The following is a 16,173-nucleotide window of genomic DNA, read 5'->3' as shown; positions in this document are numbered from 1 at the left end:
CAAATCTTTTCCTTAAAAAGATTTCCGCGTGCGGCGGCGGCCTGAACCTGCCGCGGCAGGCGGATATCCGGGCGGATATGCAACCGCACCTTGACCCCGCGCGTTATGCAGCACAGGTTGCAGGCAAATTTCCCGGGCAGGACCCCCACATGGCCACGACACCACCGCCGTTTTCCCGTTTCGAATGGATCATCGCCTGGCGCTACTTGCGCGCCCGCAAGGCCGAGGGCGGGGTCAGCGTGATGACCTGGATCAGCCTGATCGGCATCACCCTTGCGGTCTTTGCGCTGATTGCCACGCTGGCGGTGCGCTCCGGCTTCCGGTCGGAATTCGTTGGCACCATCCTGGGCGCCAACGCCCATGTGACCCTCTATTCCTATGGCGAGGTGAACGAGGCGGGCGTGCTGGACCGCTCGCTGAAGGATTACGAGGCGCTGGCGGAGACCGTGGCTGCGGTGCCGGGCGTCACCCGCGCCGCGCCGCTGGTCAAGGGGCAGGTGATGGCAAACCTGCGCCAGCGCAATGCGGGCGTCGAGGTCTATGGCATCTCCGCCGCTGACATCCAGGGCATCCCGGGCGTGGCCCAAAGCGAAGAGGCCGTGGGCGATCTGGCCCGCTTCGAAGACGGCATCGCCATCGGCTCCGGCGTCGCGCGGGAGCTGGGGGTCTCGGTCGGGGACAAGATCAAGCTGATCTCGCCCAATGGCGTCAAAACCGCCTTTGGCACCAGCCCGCGGGTCAACGCCTATGAGGTGGTCTATGTCTTCACCGCCGGGCGCTGGGACATCGACCGCACCCGGGTCTACCTGCCGTTTGCCGAGGCGCAGGCCTTTTTCAACCGCGAAGGCATCGCGGATGAGATCGAGGTGATGGTGGAAGATCCCGAAAACGTTGACGCAATGGCGCTGGCGATCCAGCAGGCGGCGGGCGGCACCGCGGGTGTGTGGACCTGGCGCGATGCCTCCGGCGGCTTCCTGCGGGCGCTGGAGGTCGAGGACAACGTGATGTTCATCATCCTTTCGATCCTTGTATTGATCGCGGCGATGAACATCGTCTCGGGCCTGATCATGCTGGTCAAGAACAAGGGCCGCGACATCGGCATCCTGCGCACCATCGGCCTCAGCGAAGGGTCTATCATGCGGGTGTTCTTCATCTGCGGCGCCTTCACCGGCGTGATCGGCACCATCTGCGGCGTGGTGCTGGGCTGCCTGTTTGCGCTTTATATCGACCCGATCTTCTCCTTTGTGAACTACGTCATGGGCGGCGGTGTCTGGGATCCGTCGATCCGCGGCATCTATGCTCTGCCGGCACAGCTGCGGCTGGCGGATGTGGTCTCGGCCACGGCGCTGTCCTTGGGGCTGTCGTTCTTCGTGACCATTTTCCCGGCCCGCCGCGCGGCGCGCCTCAACCCGGTGGAGGCACTGCGCTATGAGTGAGATCACGCTGGAGCTGAAGGGGATCACCAAATCCTACCTGACCGGCACGCCGGGGCAGGTCGACGTGTTGCGCGGTGCGGATCTGAGCCTGCAGGCGGGCGAGGTCGTGGCGCTGGTGGCACCGTCCGGTGCGGGCAAGTCGACGCTCTTGCACATCGCAGGGCTTCTGGACACGCCGGACGCGGGCGAAGTGCACGTGGCGGGCGAGGACGTGACCCGCAAGGGCGACCGCCGCCGCACCCGTGTGCGCCGCCAAGAAGTTGGCTTTGTCTACCAGTTCCACCACCTGCTGCCGGAGTTTTCAGCGCTGGAGAACATTGTGCTGCCGCAGCTGGCGAATGGCGCTTCGCAGAAGGCCGCGGTGTCGCGGGCGGCGGATCTTTTGGGCACCGTGGGCCTTGCAGGGCGCGCAGATCACCGTCCGGCGGCGCTGTCGGGCGGCGAGCAGCAGCGGGTCGCCTTCTGCCGGGCGCTGGCCAATGCGCCGCGGGTGCTGCTGGCGGATGAGCCGACCGGGAACCTGGACCCCGGCACCTCCGACCAGGTGTTTGCGGCGCTGATGGAGCTGGTGCGCGGCACGGGGTTGTCGGCGCTGATTGCCACCCACAACCTGGAGCTGGCGGCGCGGATGGACCGGCAGGTGAAGCTGGAGAACGGGCTGCTGGTGCCGGTTTAGGCGGAGAAGGGCCAACCTGTTAATGTTCCACCATCACGCCCGGAACAAGGCACGCAGCGCCGCCGGGCGATTTGACCCAGGCTGTAGCGCTGGTTCACAGTGGCATCGTAGGGTTCCAGTGACGGTGGGTTCAGATGCAGAAGACGGTTTCGGTCCTGAAGGACCTCGTGGTTCTTTTGCGCGATGCCTCGGTGATTGCGCTGTTTGCGGTCTTCCTGCTGTTTCCGCAGACGCTGAACGGCATTCTGGTCAGCGCGGGGTTTGAGGAGGGCAGCTTTGCCGGCTTCAAGTGGAAATCCAAGCTGGTGGAATACGACGCCGCCGTGGCCGAGCTGCAGACCGCGCTGGCGGAGGCGCAGAAGGTGAACGCCCGGCTGACCCAGGCGCTGCAGGCCGCCGGGGGCGGCACCGGGGAGCTGGAGCGCGAGGCCGAGCTGGTACAGCAGGACGCCGCCGTGGCGCTGGAGGCGGCCAGCAAGACGGTGGCAGTCAATCAGCAGCTGGTCGAACAGGCCCGTGCCCAGCTGCAGGAGGAAGCGATCCGCTATTGCTATCAGGAGGACAGCGGCAAGAAAGGGCCGCAGGCCTATCTGGTGGCCTGCCACAGCACGCCGGAACGCTGCGAGCGGGCCAAGGAAAACCCGGCCACAAGATCCTCGCCCTGCGCGGCGCTGGACATGAACAGCGCGCCCTGGCAGCCCAGCCCGGGCGGGTTCTGGGGATCGCTCTACCAATACAGCGCCGCACCGCTGCCAGCCCCCTTTCCGCAGGTGGAGTAGACCCGCAGCAGGGCGGGGCGGCGGAACCTTGCCTGCCAGGGCGGGGCGGCTTTGGCCCCGGGGCGGCAGTTTGCTATCTGCTGTTCAAATTGGCCCCGGCGGGCTAGGCTGTCCGGGGATGCGCAGAAAGGGCTGAGACGTGGTGAATTCGGTAATCGAAAAAGATGTGACGGTCGAAGGCAATATCACCTCCAGCAAAGGCAGCGTCGAGGTCCGCGGCCGCGTCGTGGGGGATGTGTCGGCGCAGGCGGTGACGGTGCTGGAAGGCGGCACCGTGGATGGTGCGCTGAGCGCCAAGTCTGTCACCGTGGAGGGCATCTACAGCGGCAAGATCCAATGCGAGGACCTGCAGCTGGCGGCCAGCTCTCAGGTGCAGGCGGATGTGTCGGCGCAAAGCATGTCGACCGAAAGCGGCGCCCAGCTGCAGGGCAATATCAAGGTCAGCGGCAAGTCGGCCTCCTAAGCCGCGCAGAGGAAGCTGCAGGTCAGCATCCGCCGCTCGCGAAGGGCGCGCAGCTGGTTTTGAACCATCTCCCTGTAGCTGGTGCCGAACAGCAGCTTGGCGGTAACCGGCACCGCCTCCGCGGTACCGCCGCTTGCGGTCCGCTGCTCCAGCCAGCGCAGGCTGTCATGTGTTGAATCGATGGTTTTCAGCAGTGTGAACCCGGCCCCCTGCAACAGGGTTCGCATCTCCTGCGGGGTGGCCAAGTGGCTGATTGACGGCTCCGCCGCCCAAGGCGCGGGGTACAGCATGGCCCCGCCTTCGCCCTGCAGAATATCATAGGCAACAAAACTCCCGCCCGGCCGCAAAACCCGCCGCGCCTCAGTATACATCCGGTCTTTGCGGGGGATGTTCATGGCCGCGTGCGCCGTGATGGCGGCATCAAAGGCACCGTCCGCAAACGGCAGGCTTGTTGCGTCGCCTTGAACAAACTCCGTTTGATCTGACATGCCAAGCCAGCCGGAAATCTCTGCCGCCGCTGCGCACAGTTCTGGCGTCAGGTCGATGCCAGTGACATGGCAGCCGGCTGTTTCCGCAAGGGTCCGTGCAACGCCGCCAAGCCCTGCGCCGATGTCGAGCACCTTGGACGACGCTGTCAGCTGCATGAGTGAAGCCAGTTCCAGAGTTGCGGCCCGGCCGCGGAAGTGGAATTCATCCACCGCCTCGAAATCGGCGGGCGTGAGGCTTGAGGGCTCCAGCCCCTTGGCGCGCAGCGCACCGGCGATCCGGTCCGCCAGGCTGCCGCTGCCGCTGTAATGTTTTTTCACACCGCCGGTCATGATCCTGGCCCTCCGCTGGTCCGGGGCAGTCTAGCACAGGCGGGCCCGGGCGGATCTGTCTCTGGCCTTGCGCCGGGTTCCGGGCTATTGGCGGGGCATGACTGATACCTTGCCGCCGTGCCCCGAATGTTCCTCTGCCTATACCTATCAGGTGGATGCCCTGCTGATCTGCCCCGAATGCGCCCATGAATGGGCGGCCGGGGAGGCCGCGGGCGAGGCCAAGGAGGTGCGCGACAGCGTTGGCAATGTGCTGGCGGACGGCGACACCGTGACGGTGATCAAGGATCTGAAGCTGAAGGGCACGTCCTCGGTCATCAAGGTCGGCACCAAGGTGCGCGGCATCCGGCTGGTGGACGGCGATCACGACATTGACTGCAAGGTGCCGGGGGTGGGGCCGATCGGGCTGAAATCGCAGTTCGTGAAGAAAGTGTCCGGTTAGGCCATCTGGGTGATCCAGACCCCCAGCGCCATCACCGAAATGCCTGCGGCGCGGGTGAGCGTCAGCGGGCTGACCTGGGCGCCGAACCAGCCGAAATGGTCGATGGCGGCGGCGGAGATCAGCTGGCCGATCAGCACGAAGAACACCGCGTTGCCGACGCCGAAATGCGGCGCCACATGGGTGATCGACAAGACGTAGAAGGCCACCAGCACACCGGCCAGCAGCAGGTGCTTGGGTGCGGCGGGGATTTGCGCCAGGGCCTGCGGGCCGGAGATCAGCGCATAAAGGATGGTGGCAACCAGCGCGATCAGGAACAGCACCACCGCGGCCGAGGCGGGGGAGCCGATCAGCTTGCCGAGCGCAGCGTTCAGCGCCGCCAGCACCGGGATGCCAAGGCCTGCGGCCAGCATGATGAGGGCGTATTGGGTCATGGTGCGGCTCCTGCAGGGGTGTCAGCAAAGTTGTGGCCGCAACCCTGGTGGTAAGACAAGTGCAACGTTGCGGCGCGGCGCCGGAATCCGGCCTGGATTCCGGCCACAAAAACCGATTGTCTTAGCCGTTTTCCGCGGCGGAAAACGGCGGGTCAATTGCAGATGCCGTCCAGCTCTGCCCCCTTCCACGGCAGGTAGACATCGCTTTCGCGGCTTTGCGGCAGCGGGCTGACCGGCATCGCGGCGGCCAGCATGCTGTGCAGCCGTCTGGTGCGCGCGGCTTGCGGGGCCAGGGCGCGGCAGCAGACGTATTCCTCCATGATTGCGCCTTGCTGTTCAAATCCGTAGGCGAGGTAGTCGGCCTCCCCCTCCAGGTCGAACAGGTAGGGGTCGCGGTCCGGGCCGTGCTCTGCCGCTGCCCGCAGCGGGGAATACCCTGTGCGGCCGCGGTTCTGCCATTGCCAGACGTGGGTGGCCTCATGCGCCAGCAGCATCGCCTCCACCAGGTGCAGCCGCTGCGGGTATTCCGGCAGGTAGTTGTCCACGTACCACTCCCGGGTGAAGAAGATCCGGTTGAACAGGGCGACGGCGGCGGGTTTGGTGGTGATGATCTCGTCCCTGACCGGGGGCAGGATGCGCTCGCGGCAGGTGACGCGGGGCCGCGGGGTGCGGCGCAGGGTGACAGGCCCCAGGGGGGCGCCGTCCACGACGCGGACCCTGTCCGGGTTCAGGCTGGTCCCGTGCAGGGTGCCCAGATAGGCGCGCTCTGTCTCTGTCAGCGGGCGGCCGCAGGCGGCGAGGAGCAGGAGCGCGAGGAGCAGGCAGCGGATCATGGGCATCGCCTCAGCTCAGCAGCTCAGCGCCAGCACGCGGCTGATTTCGGTGAGCGAGCGGCCCGACTGCTGCATCCATTCGTTGAAGGCCGCCTGCACCGCTTTCAGCGCGGTTTTGGAGGCGGCGGGCTTGTCGATCACACCCTCGGCGATCAGCCGGGCGGTGACGTCCTGGCTGAGGATGAAGCTGTCGCGGCCGGCAAAGCGCATGGCGTATTGGCCGGTGTTGCCGCCCAGACGGCTGCCGCGTTTCTTGAGCATCTCCAAAAGACCGGTGTAGTCGGCGGAGGGCCAGCCGCCCAGCACCTGGCCTGCGCCGCCCTGGTCGCGGAGTTCCATCAGGAAGGCGGCGTTTGCGCGCACTGTGGCCAGTTTGGCGCCGTTGCGGACCACGCGGGTGTCGCTGAGGATCCGGTCGAATTCATCCTCGCTCATGAAGGCGCAGGCGCCGGGGTCGAAGCCGTGGAAGACCTCCTCGAAGCCGTCCCATTTCGCCTCGATCACTTTCCAGTTGAAGCCCGCCTGGAAGATGCATTTGGTCATCACGGACAGCCAGCGGTCCTCGGGCAGCTCCGTCACATCGGGATCGGGTTTGCTGAGCTTTGCCTCCAGCGCCTCCGGCCCGCCGTGGCGGTCTGCGGAAATGGCGTGGATCTCGTCAAAGCTGCGCATGGGCGGGGTCCTGTTGGCGGTCCGGTCAGGTTAGCGGGGGCGGCGCAGCTCGACAATGGATTTGCCGAGGCGGAAGGGGGCGGCGAAGCTGACCAGGCACAGCGCGATGATCTGCAAGACCAGGATATGGGCGTTGTCCTGCAGGTATTCCCACTCGTCCTTGAGCTTGGACACATGGGCGATGAGGTCGTCATAGGCCCGCGCGATGATCAGGTAGTCGCCGGCGATGGCGGGCACCTTGCGGCGCATGTTGTCGACCGCGGCCTGGGCGGGTTCGTCGAGCGAGGTGAAAACCAGAAACGCCGCGGGGTCAAAGGCGCTGGCCTGGGCTTCCATTTCCGACATCTCCTCCATCCCGCTGCGGCTGCCGAACAGGAAGCTGAGGCCCTGCAGGGGCGCGACTTCATCGGTGACCGCGATGAACAGCGGCAGTTCGGCGTTGCCCGCAGTGGAAGCCGACAGGAATTCGACCTTTTCGCACAGCACCGCGATGTCGGCGTCATAGGCGGGGTCGCAGAAGCGCAGGCGGAAGCGGGCGGCGTCACGGTCGAAGGCCGCGGTGGCGGCATAGGCGATGTCGATCTGGCGTTCGAGCTTGGAGCTGTCGGCGGCGTAAATGCCGGAGATCACCGCCACCAGCGCGCCGAAGCCGCCCAAGACCACCCAGACGAGGTCCGCCAGTTTCCAGGCGCGGTGGCCTGCGGGTTTGCGGAACAGAAAGGCGGTGCCGATGAGGCCGGTGAGGAAGAACAGGATCAGCAGGGGCAGCTGGTTGTCCGCGATGAAGCTCATGACCGTTCCCGTGCTGTGAATGCCTGGCCTAACCTTAGGAACGGACAGGGGTTTCAGGCAACAGCCCTCACGAAGCTGTCACCGGATGCGCGGGTTCGGCCGGGCGGGAGGGCATCCCTGTCCGGTGGCTGGCTGTCTGGGGCCGGTGGGCCGTTATGCTGCTTGGCCGTGTCGTGCTGGCCGGTTAAGAGGTGGCGGCGCCGCCAGATGGCGGAGGGCCGGCGGGGGTCGCAAGCCCCCATGTCCGCTCGAAAGCTCTCGTTTTGCGGAGACCCCCTGCACCCGATGAAGATGTGGTCTTGGGGGTTCCCGTATCTCCTGGTGGTGCGGGGTGTCAGCCCGCACCGGTGTCGCGACGCATTGGAGTATGGCAGAGCGGGGTTAAGGGCGCGCAAGCGGGGCGTGCGGTGGATTGGGGTTTGGCGCAACGGGTGCGAGCCGTCTTGACCGGGTCGCTTGCGGCCCGGTCTGCGCCTGCCTGCCCGTCAAACCGGAGGTTTGCCTCCGGCAAAACGGACAGGCGCATTCGCGCCCGCCCAGGCAGGTGCAGACCTATCGTGGGATGCCTCCGGCGGGAGTATTTTGCAAAGGTGAATAGGGGCGCGGTGTGCCCCCTTGGGGCGTGGCGCGCAGCGGTAGGGCCTGTGTGTGGCCTTACCTTCGGGAGTTCACGCCGGTTCCCACAGGGACAAACAGTCCGGGGACTGTTTGAGACGTGGACGGGCGGAGCCCTTCGCTGGTGCCGGTGCTTTGGAACGTGACGGTGGCGGTGTGTGCCTTTGGGGCGTGGTGCGCAGCGGCACGGCCCGCGCCTGACCTTCCCCCCGGGAAGGCGCTTCACGCCTCCCCAAGGTCAGGCGCGGGCCTTGTGGTGCATGACCTGTGCAGGAAAACGCGCCTTGGGCTCCGCCCGTTCAGGCCTGAAACGCTCCCCCGGAGCGTTTCCGAGACGGCCTTCACTCCCCCCGGGAAGGCGCTTCGCGCCCTCCCAAGGTCAGGCGCGGGCCTTGAGTCACTGGAGGGTGGCAAGAAAGCGTGCTACGAGATTGAAAATAGTATCAAACGCAAAATAAGTGTGAACCGGGTTTTGAGTGAGCGAAAGTAAGATTTTACTGTTACCCTCTAGGAGCGTAGTGCATTTTTACCCAAGTGATTAACTGTTCGATATTGCTGGCCCCATACATACTACTTGGAGCGTCTGGTCCTATCTGGGCAACATATTCGCCGCCCAGTCTTGCGATTTCAATTTTCTGATCGTGAACAAACTCGAAAGTTTTTTCAGGGCATCGCCGGAAATCGTGGTAACGTTCCATGCGCTGATTGACTGAAGACGAAAACGTGTTGGCAAAATATAGCCAAGGGCCGTTTATTCTCGTGTAAGTATCAGCCTCGGCTTGTAGTAATGGTGCAACTCTGCCTTTCTTCGGGTCATTGAAAGAGACAATGTTGACTTTGCAGCCGGCGTCGCTGACAGCCTCAACTAAAGGGATAAAGTCGCCGTCCGCACCGAATAGAGTGCAAGAGCGCATTGTCGAAGTGTAAGCAAATCTTGTTGCGTCAATCGCCAGTTTGACGTCAACACCCTCTTGTTTGATTTGCTTACCTTTCTTTGTGAGCGTTCCTAGCTTCAAAACAAAGCCATCTTGAGATCGTATCTCTTCCAGCCAGTCTGGGAGGTTGTTCATGTCCTCAACAGCTGAATAAAAATAAACTCGATCAAATCGGTGAGCCGTGAAAAGCTTGGGAAAAGAGAAGTATTTCTTTTGTTCTGACGGGACCTTGAAATTGTCCAGCCAGCTCGAAAAGCTTTTGTGCATGTTGTCAGCATCCACAAAAGCAAAGTGCGGTAGTCGATGTTGGTCAACTTCAAGAGTCTGCTGAAGCCGTTCGAGTTTTCTAAGATTCAAACATCCAGCTCCTCCACGAACTTCGCGTTTTCCTGGATATACTGGAAGCGGAGCTCGGGTTTCTTGCCCATCAGGCGCTCGACCAGGTCGCCGGTCTCGCCGGGCTCGTCCTCGTCGATGGTGACGCGGATCAGCTTGCGGGTCTTGGGGTCCATCGTGGTCTCCTTCAGGTCCTTGGCGTCCATTTCGCCAAGACCCTTGAAGCGGGAGACGTCGATCTTGCCCTTGCCGCCCAGGCCCTTTTCCAGCCAGTGGTCGCGCTCGGCCTCGTCCAGGCAGTAGACGCGGCGCGCGCCCTGGGTCAGGCGGAAAAGCGGCGGGCAGGCGAGGTAGAGGTGGCCGTTGTCGATCAGCGGGCGCATCTGGGTGAAGAAGAAGGTCATCAGCAGCGAGGCGATATGGGCGCCGTCGACGTCCGCGTCGGTCATGATGATGATCTTGTCATAACGCAGATCGTCGAGGTTGAACTTGGTGCCGAGGCCGACGCCAAGCGCCTCGCAGAGGTCGTTGATTTCGGCGTTTGAACCCAGTTTATTGGAGGCCGCGCCAAGGACGTTCAGGATCTTGCCCTTGAGGGGCAGCAGCGCCTGGTTTTCGCGGTTGCGCGCGCCCTTGCCGGAGCCGCCCGCGGAGTCGCCCTCGACGATGAACAGTTCGGTGCCGGCGCGGTTCTTGGCGGTGCAGTCGGTGAGCTTGCCGGGCAGGCGCAGCTTCTTGGTGGCGGACTTGCGCTGGGTCTCTTTCTCCTGCTTGCGGCGCAGGCGTTCCTCGGCGCGCAGGATCAGGAAGTCGAGGATGGCGCCCGCGGATTTGGTGTCGGCGGCGAGCCAGTTGTCGAAATGGTCGCGGACCGAGTTTTCCACCATCTTGTTGGCGGCCTCGGTCGACAGGCGGTCCTTGGTCTGGCCGACGAATGCCGGGTCGGCGATGAAGCAGGACACCAGCGCGCAGCCGCCCGTCATCAGGTCGTCGCGGGTGATATTGCCGGCCTTCTTGTTGCCCACCAGCTCGCCATAGGCCTTGATGCCCTTGAGAATCGCGGCCCAGAAGCCCGCCACATGGGTGCCGCCCTCGGGCGTGGGGACGGTGTTGCAGTAGGACTGGGTGAAACCGTCGCGCGAAGGCGTCCAGTTGATCGCCCATTCGACATAGCCCGGCGCGTTGAATTTCTCGCGGAACTCCACCTTGCCGGCAAAGGGCGCCTCTGCGTAGACGGAGGATTTGCCAAGCACCTCTGTCAGGTAGTCCTTGAGGCCGCCGGGGAAGTGGAAGGTGGCCTCGGTCGGGGTCTCATTGTCGTCGATTTCGGATTTCCAGCGGATTTCGACGCCGGAGAACAGATACGCCTTGGAGCGCACCAGGGTGAACAGGCGCTTGGGCTTGAAGCGGTGGGAGCCGAAGATCTGCTCATCGGCGTGGAAGGTCACGAAGGTGCCGCGCTTGTTGGGGGCGGCGCCGATCTTCTCAACCGGGCCAAGCGGCAGGCCGCGGGAAAAGCGCTGTTCGAACAGTTCCTTGTTCTTGGCAACTTGCACGACCATCGAGTCCGACAGCGCGTTCACCACAGAGGAGCCGACGCCGTGCAGGCCGCCGGAGGTCTGGTAGGCCTTGCCGGAGAACTTGCCGCCCGCGTGCAGGGTGCAGAGGATCACCTCCAGCGCGGATTTGTCGGGGAACTTGGGGTGCGGGTCGATCGGGATGCCGCGGCCGTTGTCGGAGATGGTGACGGAATAGTCCGCGTGCAGTGTCACCTCGATGCGGTTGGCGTGGCCCGCGACGGCCTCGTCCATGGAGTTGTCGAGGATCTCTGCCACCATGTGGTGCAGCGCGCGCTCATCGGTGCCGCCGATATACATGCCGGGGCGCTGGCGGACCGGTTCGAGGCCTTCCAGAACCTCGATGGAGGAGGCGTCATAGGTATCGGCTGCAGGCGTGCTGAGGAGGTCGTCGGCCATGTGCGGGAACTGCTCTTCCTTGGTGTTGATTGGCGGCCATTATGGCAGGTGTCGCAGCCGGGTGGAAGAGGGGGGCTCGGGGCTGTGGATAAGGCGCTGGGGCGGGCAGCCTGTCAACCGCAGGGCTACTTCTTTGAAAGGAAAGTGCAACTGTGGTAAGATGCCGGTCTGTTAACCATTCATCTTTTACCAGTAACTCAAGGGAGGGAGCCATGCAGTTTGCACGGGCAATTTCCGTATTTCTAGTTGCAGTTTCACTGGCACTGCCAGCTGCAGCCGGTCCATCCTTTTCAAAGAAAGAAGTAAGGAAGCTGCTGACCGGCAACACATATCCGTTGGGCAAGAACAACGAGGGGGCGATGTATGTCAAACCTGACGGGACCATGGATGTGATATGGGAAGGTCAAACTGAGACCACCACCTACAAGTTGAGGTCCAGAGGGCGCATTTGTTATGAGCTGAAGATGTTTGGAGGCGCCGAGTGTATCGGTTTCGAGAAGATCGACGAGCAGAGCTTCTATCAGGTTTTCGGCACTACGAAGCGCAAGAAGCAGTATTCCGAAATCAGGCCAGGCAAGGCGTTCTGACGCCGCCGCAGCCGCATATTCTACGGCGTTCCGCCGTTTCGGCCCAGATCTGAGTTTCGGATTTTTCGAAGCGCGCCTGCGGTTATCCGGGTGCGTCGATATTTTCCGTGCGGCGCAAGGGGCTGCGCGTTAGACCTCTGCCAGCGAAGGGCATGAGGAGGGCGCGCGGGTGGCTGAGAAGGGGATCAAGACGCAGGACTGGGCGGCGTTCCGGGCGGAAGCACAGCGGATGCTGGAGGCGGCGCTGGACCAGATGCAGCAGGCTGCGGAGCGCCCCTGGCAGCCGGTGCCGGACGACATTGATGCGCGTTATGCGGTGACGGCGGAGGCGCTGGGGCCGCAGGCGGCGGTGGACCGGATCATCCGCGATGTGCTGCCCTATCATGGCGGCAATACCCATCCGCGGTTCTGGGGCTGGGTGCAGGGGTCGGGGCTGGCCTCGGACCTGATCAGCAGCGTGGCCGCGGCGGCGGTCAATGCTAACATGGGCGGGCGCGACCACGGCGCGAATTACATGGAGCGCGCGGTGGTCGACTGGACCCGCCGCAAGATGGGGATGCCGGAGGGGGCCAGCGGCATTCTGGTGACGGGCACCTCGCAGGCGACGGTGATTGCCTTTCAGGCGGCGCGGCTGCGGGTCTTGAAGGATTTGCGCAAACAGGGGCAGGGCGATGTGCGGCTGACCGCCTATGCGGGCGAGGGCGTGCATAATGCGACGCTGAAGGCGGTGGAGCTTCTGGGCATCGGCTCGGACAACCTGCGCAAGGTGCCGTTGGCGGATGGGTGCATGGATTGCAGCGCGCTGGCGGCGATGGTGGCCGAAGACAAGGCTGCAGGCGCGGTGCCCTTCCTCGTGGTGGGCAATGCCGGCACGGTGGACCTGGGGCTGTTTGATGATCTGAACGCCTTGGCGGATGCGGCGGCGTCGCTGGGGCTGTGGCTGCATGTGGACGGGGCCTTTGGCGCCTGGACGCGGATCGCGGCAGAGCCTTTCCGGTCGCTGTCCGACGGCATCGGGCGGGCAGACAGCATCGCGCTGGATTTCCACAAGTGGATGTATGTGGGCTATGACTGCGGCATGGCGCTGCTGCGCAACGAGGAAGAGCACAGGGCAGCCTTTGCGGCGCGGCCTGCGTATCTGGAGGGCGCTGAGCGCGGGCTGGCGGGCGGCGAGCCGTGGTTCTGCGATTACGGCATCGACCTGAGCCGCGGCAACCGGGCGCTGAAGGTCTGGACGGCGCTGGAGACCTATGGCGAAGCGGCGTTTTCGGAGGCGATCACCGGCAATTGCGAATTGGCGGCGTTTATGGCCGCTGAGGTGGAGGCGCAGCCCGGCATGGCGCTGGGGGCGCCGGTGGTGTCGAATGTCTGTGTGTTCACTGCGCGCAGCGATCTGCCGCGGGAGGCGCAGTCGGAGGTGAATGCCCGCATTGCCCAGACCCTGCAGGAAAGCGGCGAGGCGGTGTTCTCGACCACCCGGGCAGGCGGCCGGGTGATGCTGCGCGCCGCGATCACCAACCACCGCAGCCGCGAGGCGGACGTGCGGGCGGCCATTGCGGCGGTGGCGCGGGAAGCGGCGGAATAAGGCATGCTGTTAACACGCCGCGACACAAGGCCAGCGCCTGACCTTGGGGAGGCGTGAAGCGCCTTCCCGGGGGGAAGGTCAGGCGCGGGCCGTGCGGCTGACGCCTCACGTCCCAAGAGAAATTCTGCCAGTACCGTTCTTTGATTTGCGCGGTTGGTTGCGAGGGGCTCCGCCCGTCCACGCCTCAAACAGTCCCCCCGGACTATTTGTCCCTGCAGGAACCGGCGTGAACTTCCGGGGGAAGGTCAGGCGCGGGCCGTGCGGCCGGCGCCTCACGTCCCAAGGCCAGGTGGGATCTGACGCTCCGTTTTTCCTTCCATTGCCGTTGGCAGCCGCTACTCTCCCGGCCAAACAGTCAGGGAGAGAGACATGGCCTGGATCAGGACCGTTCCGTTTGAAGAGGCAACCGGCAAGCTGAAGAAACTCTATGAGCGGGTGACCGGGCCGGGCGGCAATGTCGACAACATCATGATGGTGCATTCCCTGCGGCCGCATTCGATGGAAGGCCATATGGCGCTGTACAAGAACGTTCTGCACCATACGGGCAACAAGGTGCCGAAGTGGTTTTTGGAGGTGCTGGGGGTGTGGGTGTCGTCCTTGAACGACTGCGCCTATTGCGTCGAGCATCACTTTGCGGGCTTGCAGCGGCTGTTGGGGGACGAGGCGCGCGGGCAAGCGATCCGGGCGGCGATCGAGGCGCGCGAGCCGGAGGCGGCGCCGCTGGAGCCTGCGCAGGTGCTGGCGATGGGGTATGCGCGGATGCTGACGGAGGAACCCGCCAGCGTGACCGCGGCGGATATCGAGGCGCTGCGGGAGGCGGGGTTCGAGGATGGGGAGATCCTGGAGATCAATCAGGTGACCGCCTATTTCGCCTATGCCAACCGGACGGTGCTGGGGCTTGGGTGCTCCACCAAGGGGGATGTGCTGGGGCTGAGCCCGAACAATTCCGAGAACCCGGACGACTGGGGCCACACCTGAGGGGCGCTGCCCCTCGGCCCCTGCGGGCCTCACCCCGTGATATTTGCAGCCAGATGAAGCGGATCAAGCGGCCCGGGGGGCCGCTTTTGATGTGCAAACCGCATATCTTTTGATGCAGGTCAGGGCAGGGCGGCGGCGGCGGCGGTATGGTTGCGGCGCAGATTGGAAGAGGGAGTTTTTTATGGACGCCGCAGCAGAGAAGATTGTGAACAGCGCCGCAGGGACAGCGGTAGGGACAGTGCAGGAGCCGGTGCCGGCCGCGCCGCGGGCGCCAAGCGCGGAGGATATCCGGCGGGCCTTTGAAAGCGGCGAGTATCCTTACCCGCGCAAGATGGCGCGCCGGGCCTATGAGGCGGAGAAGGCGCGGCTGCAGGCGGAGCTTTTGAAGGTGCAGCTGTGGGCGCAGGAGACCGGGGAAAAGTTCGTGATGCTGTTCGAGGGTCGCGATGCGGCGGGCAAGGGCGGCACCATCAAGCGGTTCACCGAGCACCTGAACCCGCGCTCGGCCCGGGTGGTTGCGCTGAACAAACCCTCGGACGAGGAGCGCGGGCAATGGTATTTCCAGCGCTATGTGCAGCATCTGCCGACCAGCGGCGAGATCGTGTTCTATGACCGCTCCTGGTACAACCGCGCAGGCGTCGAGCGGGTGATGAGCTTTTGCGAGCCTTACGAGTATCTGGAGTTCATGCGCCAGGCGCCGGAGTTCGAGCGGATGCTGGTGCGCTCGGGCATCCGGCTTTACAAATACTGGTTCTCGGTCACCCAGGAAGAGCAGAAGCGGCGGTTCGACTCGCGCGAGACCGACCCGCTGAAGCAGTGGAAGCTGTCGCCGATCGACAAGGCGTCCCTGGGCAAGTGGGATGACTACACCGAGGCCAAGGAGGCGATGTTCTTTTACACCGATACCGCGGATGCGCCCTGGACGGTGATCAAGTCGAACTGCAAGAAGCGGGCGCGGCTGAACTGCATGCGGCACTTCCTGGCGTCGCTCGACTATCCGGGCAAGGACCCGGCGATTGTGCAGGCGCCGGATCCGCTGATTGTCGGGCAGGCGCATCACGTGATCCATCAGTCCGACCACATCCTGGGCAAGGCGCTGCATCCCGAGACCCGGGCGCGCTGATCCTTGCCTGCGGCGCGGCCCTGCGGTTGCGGGGCTGCAGCCGGGCGCGTAAAGCTTTGAGCCATGAAGCGTATTGTTCCCTTGCTTGCCGCCGCAGTGCTGGCCCCGCAGGATGCCGGGTCGCATCCGCATATCTTTGTCGATACTGCCATGAAGGTGATTGTCTCGGACACCGGCCAGCTGGAAGCGGTCGAAATCACCTGGGCCTATGACGAGTTCTATTCGCTGCTGATCTTTGAGGACCGGGGGCTGGATGGCGATTTTGATGGCGCGCTGACGGCGGATGAGCTGTCAAAGCTGCAAGGCTTCGACATGGCCTGGACTGAGGGGTTTCAGGGCGACACCTATCTGACCCGCGCGGGTGAAGCGCTGGCGCTGGGGGCGCCGGTGCATCTGGCCACCGAAGTGGCGGACGGGCGCATCACCACCCGGCACCGGCGGGTGCTGGCAGAGCCGCAGGCGGCGGACGGTGTGGTGATCAAGGCCTTTGATCCGACCTATTACACCGCCTACACGCTGACAGGCGGGCTGGAGGTCACCGGCGGCTGCACTGGCGAGGTGACACCGCCAAACCTGGACGCGGCGTACACCAAGGTGGAGGAGCTTCTGTATGCGATGCCGGCCGGTCAGGCGGAGGAGGCTTATCCGGAGGTGGGCGAGGCCTTTGCCGATACCGTGCGGTTGAGCTGCGGCGCGTAA

The 16,173-nt window shown here is 64.3% G+C and carries 17 protein-coding genes; 10 read left to right on the top strand and 7 right to left on the bottom strand.

Annotated features, from left to right (window positions below):
* Positions 1-149: 149 nt before the first annotated feature.
* The 4 genes from CAER_RS0126115 (at position 150) to CAER_RS0126100 (ending at position 3,354) form a co-directional block, all read left to right on the top strand.
* Positions 150-1,436 (top strand): lipoprotein-releasing ABC transporter permease subunit, encoded by a 1,287-nt coding sequence (locus tag CAER_RS0126115; protein ID WP_027238139.1) that lies wholly within the window; start codon positions 150-152, stop codon positions 1,434-1,436.
* Positions 1,429-2,112 (top strand): ABC transporter ATP-binding protein, encoded by a 684-nt coding sequence (locus CAER_RS0126110; RefSeq protein ID WP_027238138.1) that lies wholly within the window; start codon positions 1,429-1,431, stop codon positions 2,110-2,112. Before CAER_RS0126115 ends, CAER_RS0126110 begins: the two co-directional genes overlap by 8 nt.
* Positions 2,113-2,246: 134 nt before the next feature.
* A complete protein-coding gene (locus CAER_RS0126105) occupies positions 2,247-2,891 on the top strand; it encodes an efflux RND transporter periplasmic adaptor subunit (protein WP_027238137.1) in 645 nt (214 codons plus the stop codon).
* A gap of 139 nt (positions 2,892-3,030) precedes the next feature.
* On the top strand, positions 3,031-3,354 hold the full coding sequence (locus CAER_RS0126100; RefSeq protein ID WP_027238136.1) for a bactofilin family protein: 324 nt from the start codon (positions 3,031-3,033) through the stop codon (positions 3,352-3,354).
* Here CAER_RS0126100 and CAER_RS0126095 read toward each other — a convergent pair.
* Complete coding sequence (locus tag CAER_RS0126095; protein ID WP_027238135.1) at positions 3,351-4,172, bottom strand: class I SAM-dependent methyltransferase; 822 nt, start codon at positions 4,170-4,172, stop codon at positions 3,351-3,353. The two genes, CAER_RS0126100 and CAER_RS0126095, sit on opposite strands and share 4 nt — an antisense overlap.
* Positions 4,173-4,269: 97 nt before the next feature.
* On the opposite strand from CAER_RS0126095, the gene CAER_RS0126090 reads away from it, so the two are divergent.
* Complete coding sequence (locus CAER_RS0126090) at positions 4,270-4,611, top strand: zinc ribbon domain-containing protein YjdM (RefSeq protein ID WP_027238134.1); 342 nt, start codon at positions 4,270-4,272, stop codon at positions 4,609-4,611.
* Here the strand turns inward: CAER_RS0126090 and CAER_RS0126085 are convergent.
* From CAER_RS0126085 to parE, 6 genes are all read right to left on the bottom strand, one after another.
* A complete protein-coding gene (locus tag CAER_RS0126085) occupies positions 4,608-5,042 on the bottom strand; it encodes a DMT family transporter (protein WP_027238133.1) in 435 nt (144 codons plus the stop codon). The genes CAER_RS0126090 and CAER_RS0126085 overlap by 4 nt on opposite strands.
* A gap of 152 nt (positions 5,043-5,194) precedes the next feature.
* A complete protein-coding gene (locus tag CAER_RS0126080; protein ID WP_027238132.1) occupies positions 5,195-5,875 on the bottom strand; it encodes a hypothetical protein in 681 nt (226 codons plus the stop codon).
* 15 nt (positions 5,876-5,890) lie between these two features.
* Positions 5,891-6,547 (bottom strand): DNA-3-methyladenine glycosylase I, encoded by a 657-nt coding sequence (locus tag CAER_RS0126075; RefSeq protein ID WP_027238131.1) that lies wholly within the window; start codon positions 6,545-6,547, stop codon positions 5,891-5,893.
* Between the two features lie 30 nt (positions 6,548-6,577).
* Positions 6,578-7,339 (bottom strand): hypothetical protein, encoded by a 762-nt coding sequence (locus CAER_RS0126070; protein ID WP_027238130.1) that lies wholly within the window; start codon positions 7,337-7,339, stop codon positions 6,578-6,580.
* Positions 7,340-8,454: 1,115 nt separating this feature from the next.
* Positions 8,455-9,246 (bottom strand): NYN domain-containing protein, encoded by a 792-nt coding sequence (locus CAER_RS0126065; protein WP_027238129.1) that lies wholly within the window; start codon positions 9,244-9,246, stop codon positions 8,455-8,457.
* Entirely contained in the window at positions 9,243-11,201 is a 1,959-nt protein-coding gene (gene parE / locus CAER_RS0126060; protein WP_027238128.1) for a DNA topoisomerase IV subunit B, read from the bottom strand. Before parE ends, CAER_RS0126065 begins: the two co-directional genes overlap by 4 nt.
* 212 nt (positions 11,202-11,413) lie before the next feature.
* Between parE and CAER_RS0126055 the strand changes: the two genes are divergently transcribed.
* The 5 genes from CAER_RS0126055 to CAER_RS0126035 all read left to right on the top strand — a co-directional run bounded on the left by CAER_RS0126055 (position 11,414) and on the right by CAER_RS0126035 (position 16,173).
* Positions 11,414-11,788, top strand: a complete 375-nt coding sequence (locus CAER_RS0126055; protein WP_154667866.1) for a hypothetical protein — start codon at positions 11,414-11,416, stop codon at positions 11,786-11,788.
* Positions 11,789-11,957: 169 nt separating this feature from the next.
* Entirely contained in the window at positions 11,958-13,373 is a 1,416-nt protein-coding gene (locus tag CAER_RS0126050; protein ID WP_027238126.1) for a pyridoxal phosphate-dependent decarboxylase family protein, read from the top strand.
* A gap of 369 nt (positions 13,374-13,742) precedes the next feature.
* Positions 13,743-14,351 carry a carboxymuconolactone decarboxylase family protein gene (locus CAER_RS0126045; RefSeq protein ID WP_027238125.1) on the top strand — a complete coding sequence of 203 codons (609 nt, stop codon included), beginning with the start codon at positions 13,743-13,745 and terminating at the stop codon, positions 14,349-14,351.
* Positions 14,352-14,532: 181 nt separating this feature from the next.
* Positions 14,533-15,474, top strand: coding sequence for a polyphosphate kinase 2 (gene ppk2 / locus CAER_RS0126040; RefSeq protein WP_027238124.1), 942 nt, complete (start codon positions 14,533-14,535; stop codon positions 15,472-15,474).
* Positions 15,475-15,537: 63 nt separating this feature from the next.
* Positions 15,538-16,173: a DUF1007 family protein gene (locus CAER_RS0126035; RefSeq protein WP_027238123.1), complete on the top strand. Its 636-nt coding sequence runs from the start codon at positions 15,538-15,540 to the stop codon at positions 16,171-16,173.

The sequence above is a fragment of the Leisingera caerulea DSM 24564 genome (genome assembly GCF_000473325.1).
Lineage (GTDB): Bacteria > Pseudomonadota > Alphaproteobacteria > Rhodobacterales > Rhodobacteraceae > Leisingera > Leisingera caerulea.
The sequence above is the reverse complement of the archived record's forward strand: the minus strand, read 5'-3'. Positions and strand labels throughout refer to the sequence as shown.

What these genes read in the sequence shown, in the direction of transcription:
- CAER_RS0126115 (WP_027238139.1), top strand. Translation starts at nt 150, where the DNA reads ATGGCCACGACACCACCGCCGTTTTCCCGTTTCGAATGGATCATCGCC.
- CAER_RS0126110 (WP_027238138.1), top strand. Translation starts at nt 1,429, where the DNA reads ATGAGTGAGATCACGCTGGAGCTGAAGGGGATCACCAAATCCTACCTG.
- CAER_RS0126105 (WP_027238137.1), top strand. Translation starts at nt 2,247, where the DNA reads ATGCAGAAGACGGTTTCGGTCCTGAAGGACCTCGTGGTTCTTTTGCGC.
- CAER_RS0126095 (WP_027238135.1), bottom strand. Translation starts at nt 4,172, where the DNA reads ATGACCGGCGGTGTGAAAAAACATTACAGCGGCAGCGGCAGCCTGGCG.
- CAER_RS0126090 (WP_027238134.1), top strand. Translation starts at nt 4,270, where the DNA reads ATGACTGATACCTTGCCGCCGTGCCCCGAATGTTCCTCTGCCTATACC.
- CAER_RS0126085 (WP_027238133.1), bottom strand. Translation starts at nt 5,042, where the DNA reads ATGACCCAATACGCCCTCATCATGCTGGCCGCAGGCCTTGGCATCCCG.
- CAER_RS0126080 (WP_027238132.1), bottom strand. Translation starts at nt 5,875, where the DNA reads ATGATCCGCTGCCTGCTCCTCGCGCTCCTGCTCCTCGCCGCCTGCGGC.
- CAER_RS0126075 (WP_027238131.1), bottom strand. Translation starts at nt 6,547, where the DNA reads ATGCGCAGCTTTGACGAGATCCACGCCATTTCCGCAGACCGCCACGGC.
- CAER_RS0126070 (WP_027238130.1), bottom strand. Translation starts at nt 7,339, where the DNA reads ATGAGCTTCATCGCGGACAACCAGCTGCCCCTGCTGATCCTGTTCTTC.
- parE (WP_027238128.1), bottom strand. Translation starts at nt 11,201, where the DNA reads ATGGCCGACGACCTCCTCAGCACGCCTGCAGCCGATACCTATGACGCC.
- CAER_RS0126055 (WP_154667866.1), top strand. Translation starts at nt 11,414, where the DNA reads ATGCAGTTTGCACGGGCAATTTCCGTATTTCTAGTTGCAGTTTCACTG.
- CAER_RS0126045 (WP_027238125.1), top strand. Translation starts at nt 13,743, where the DNA reads ATGGCCTGGATCAGGACCGTTCCGTTTGAAGAGGCAACCGGCAAGCTG.
- ppk2 (WP_027238124.1), top strand. Translation starts at nt 14,533, where the DNA reads ATGGACGCCGCAGCAGAGAAGATTGTGAACAGCGCCGCAGGGACAGCG.
- CAER_RS0126035 (WP_027238123.1), top strand. Translation starts at nt 15,538, where the DNA reads ATGAAGCGTATTGTTCCCTTGCTTGCCGCCGCAGTGCTGGCCCCGCAG.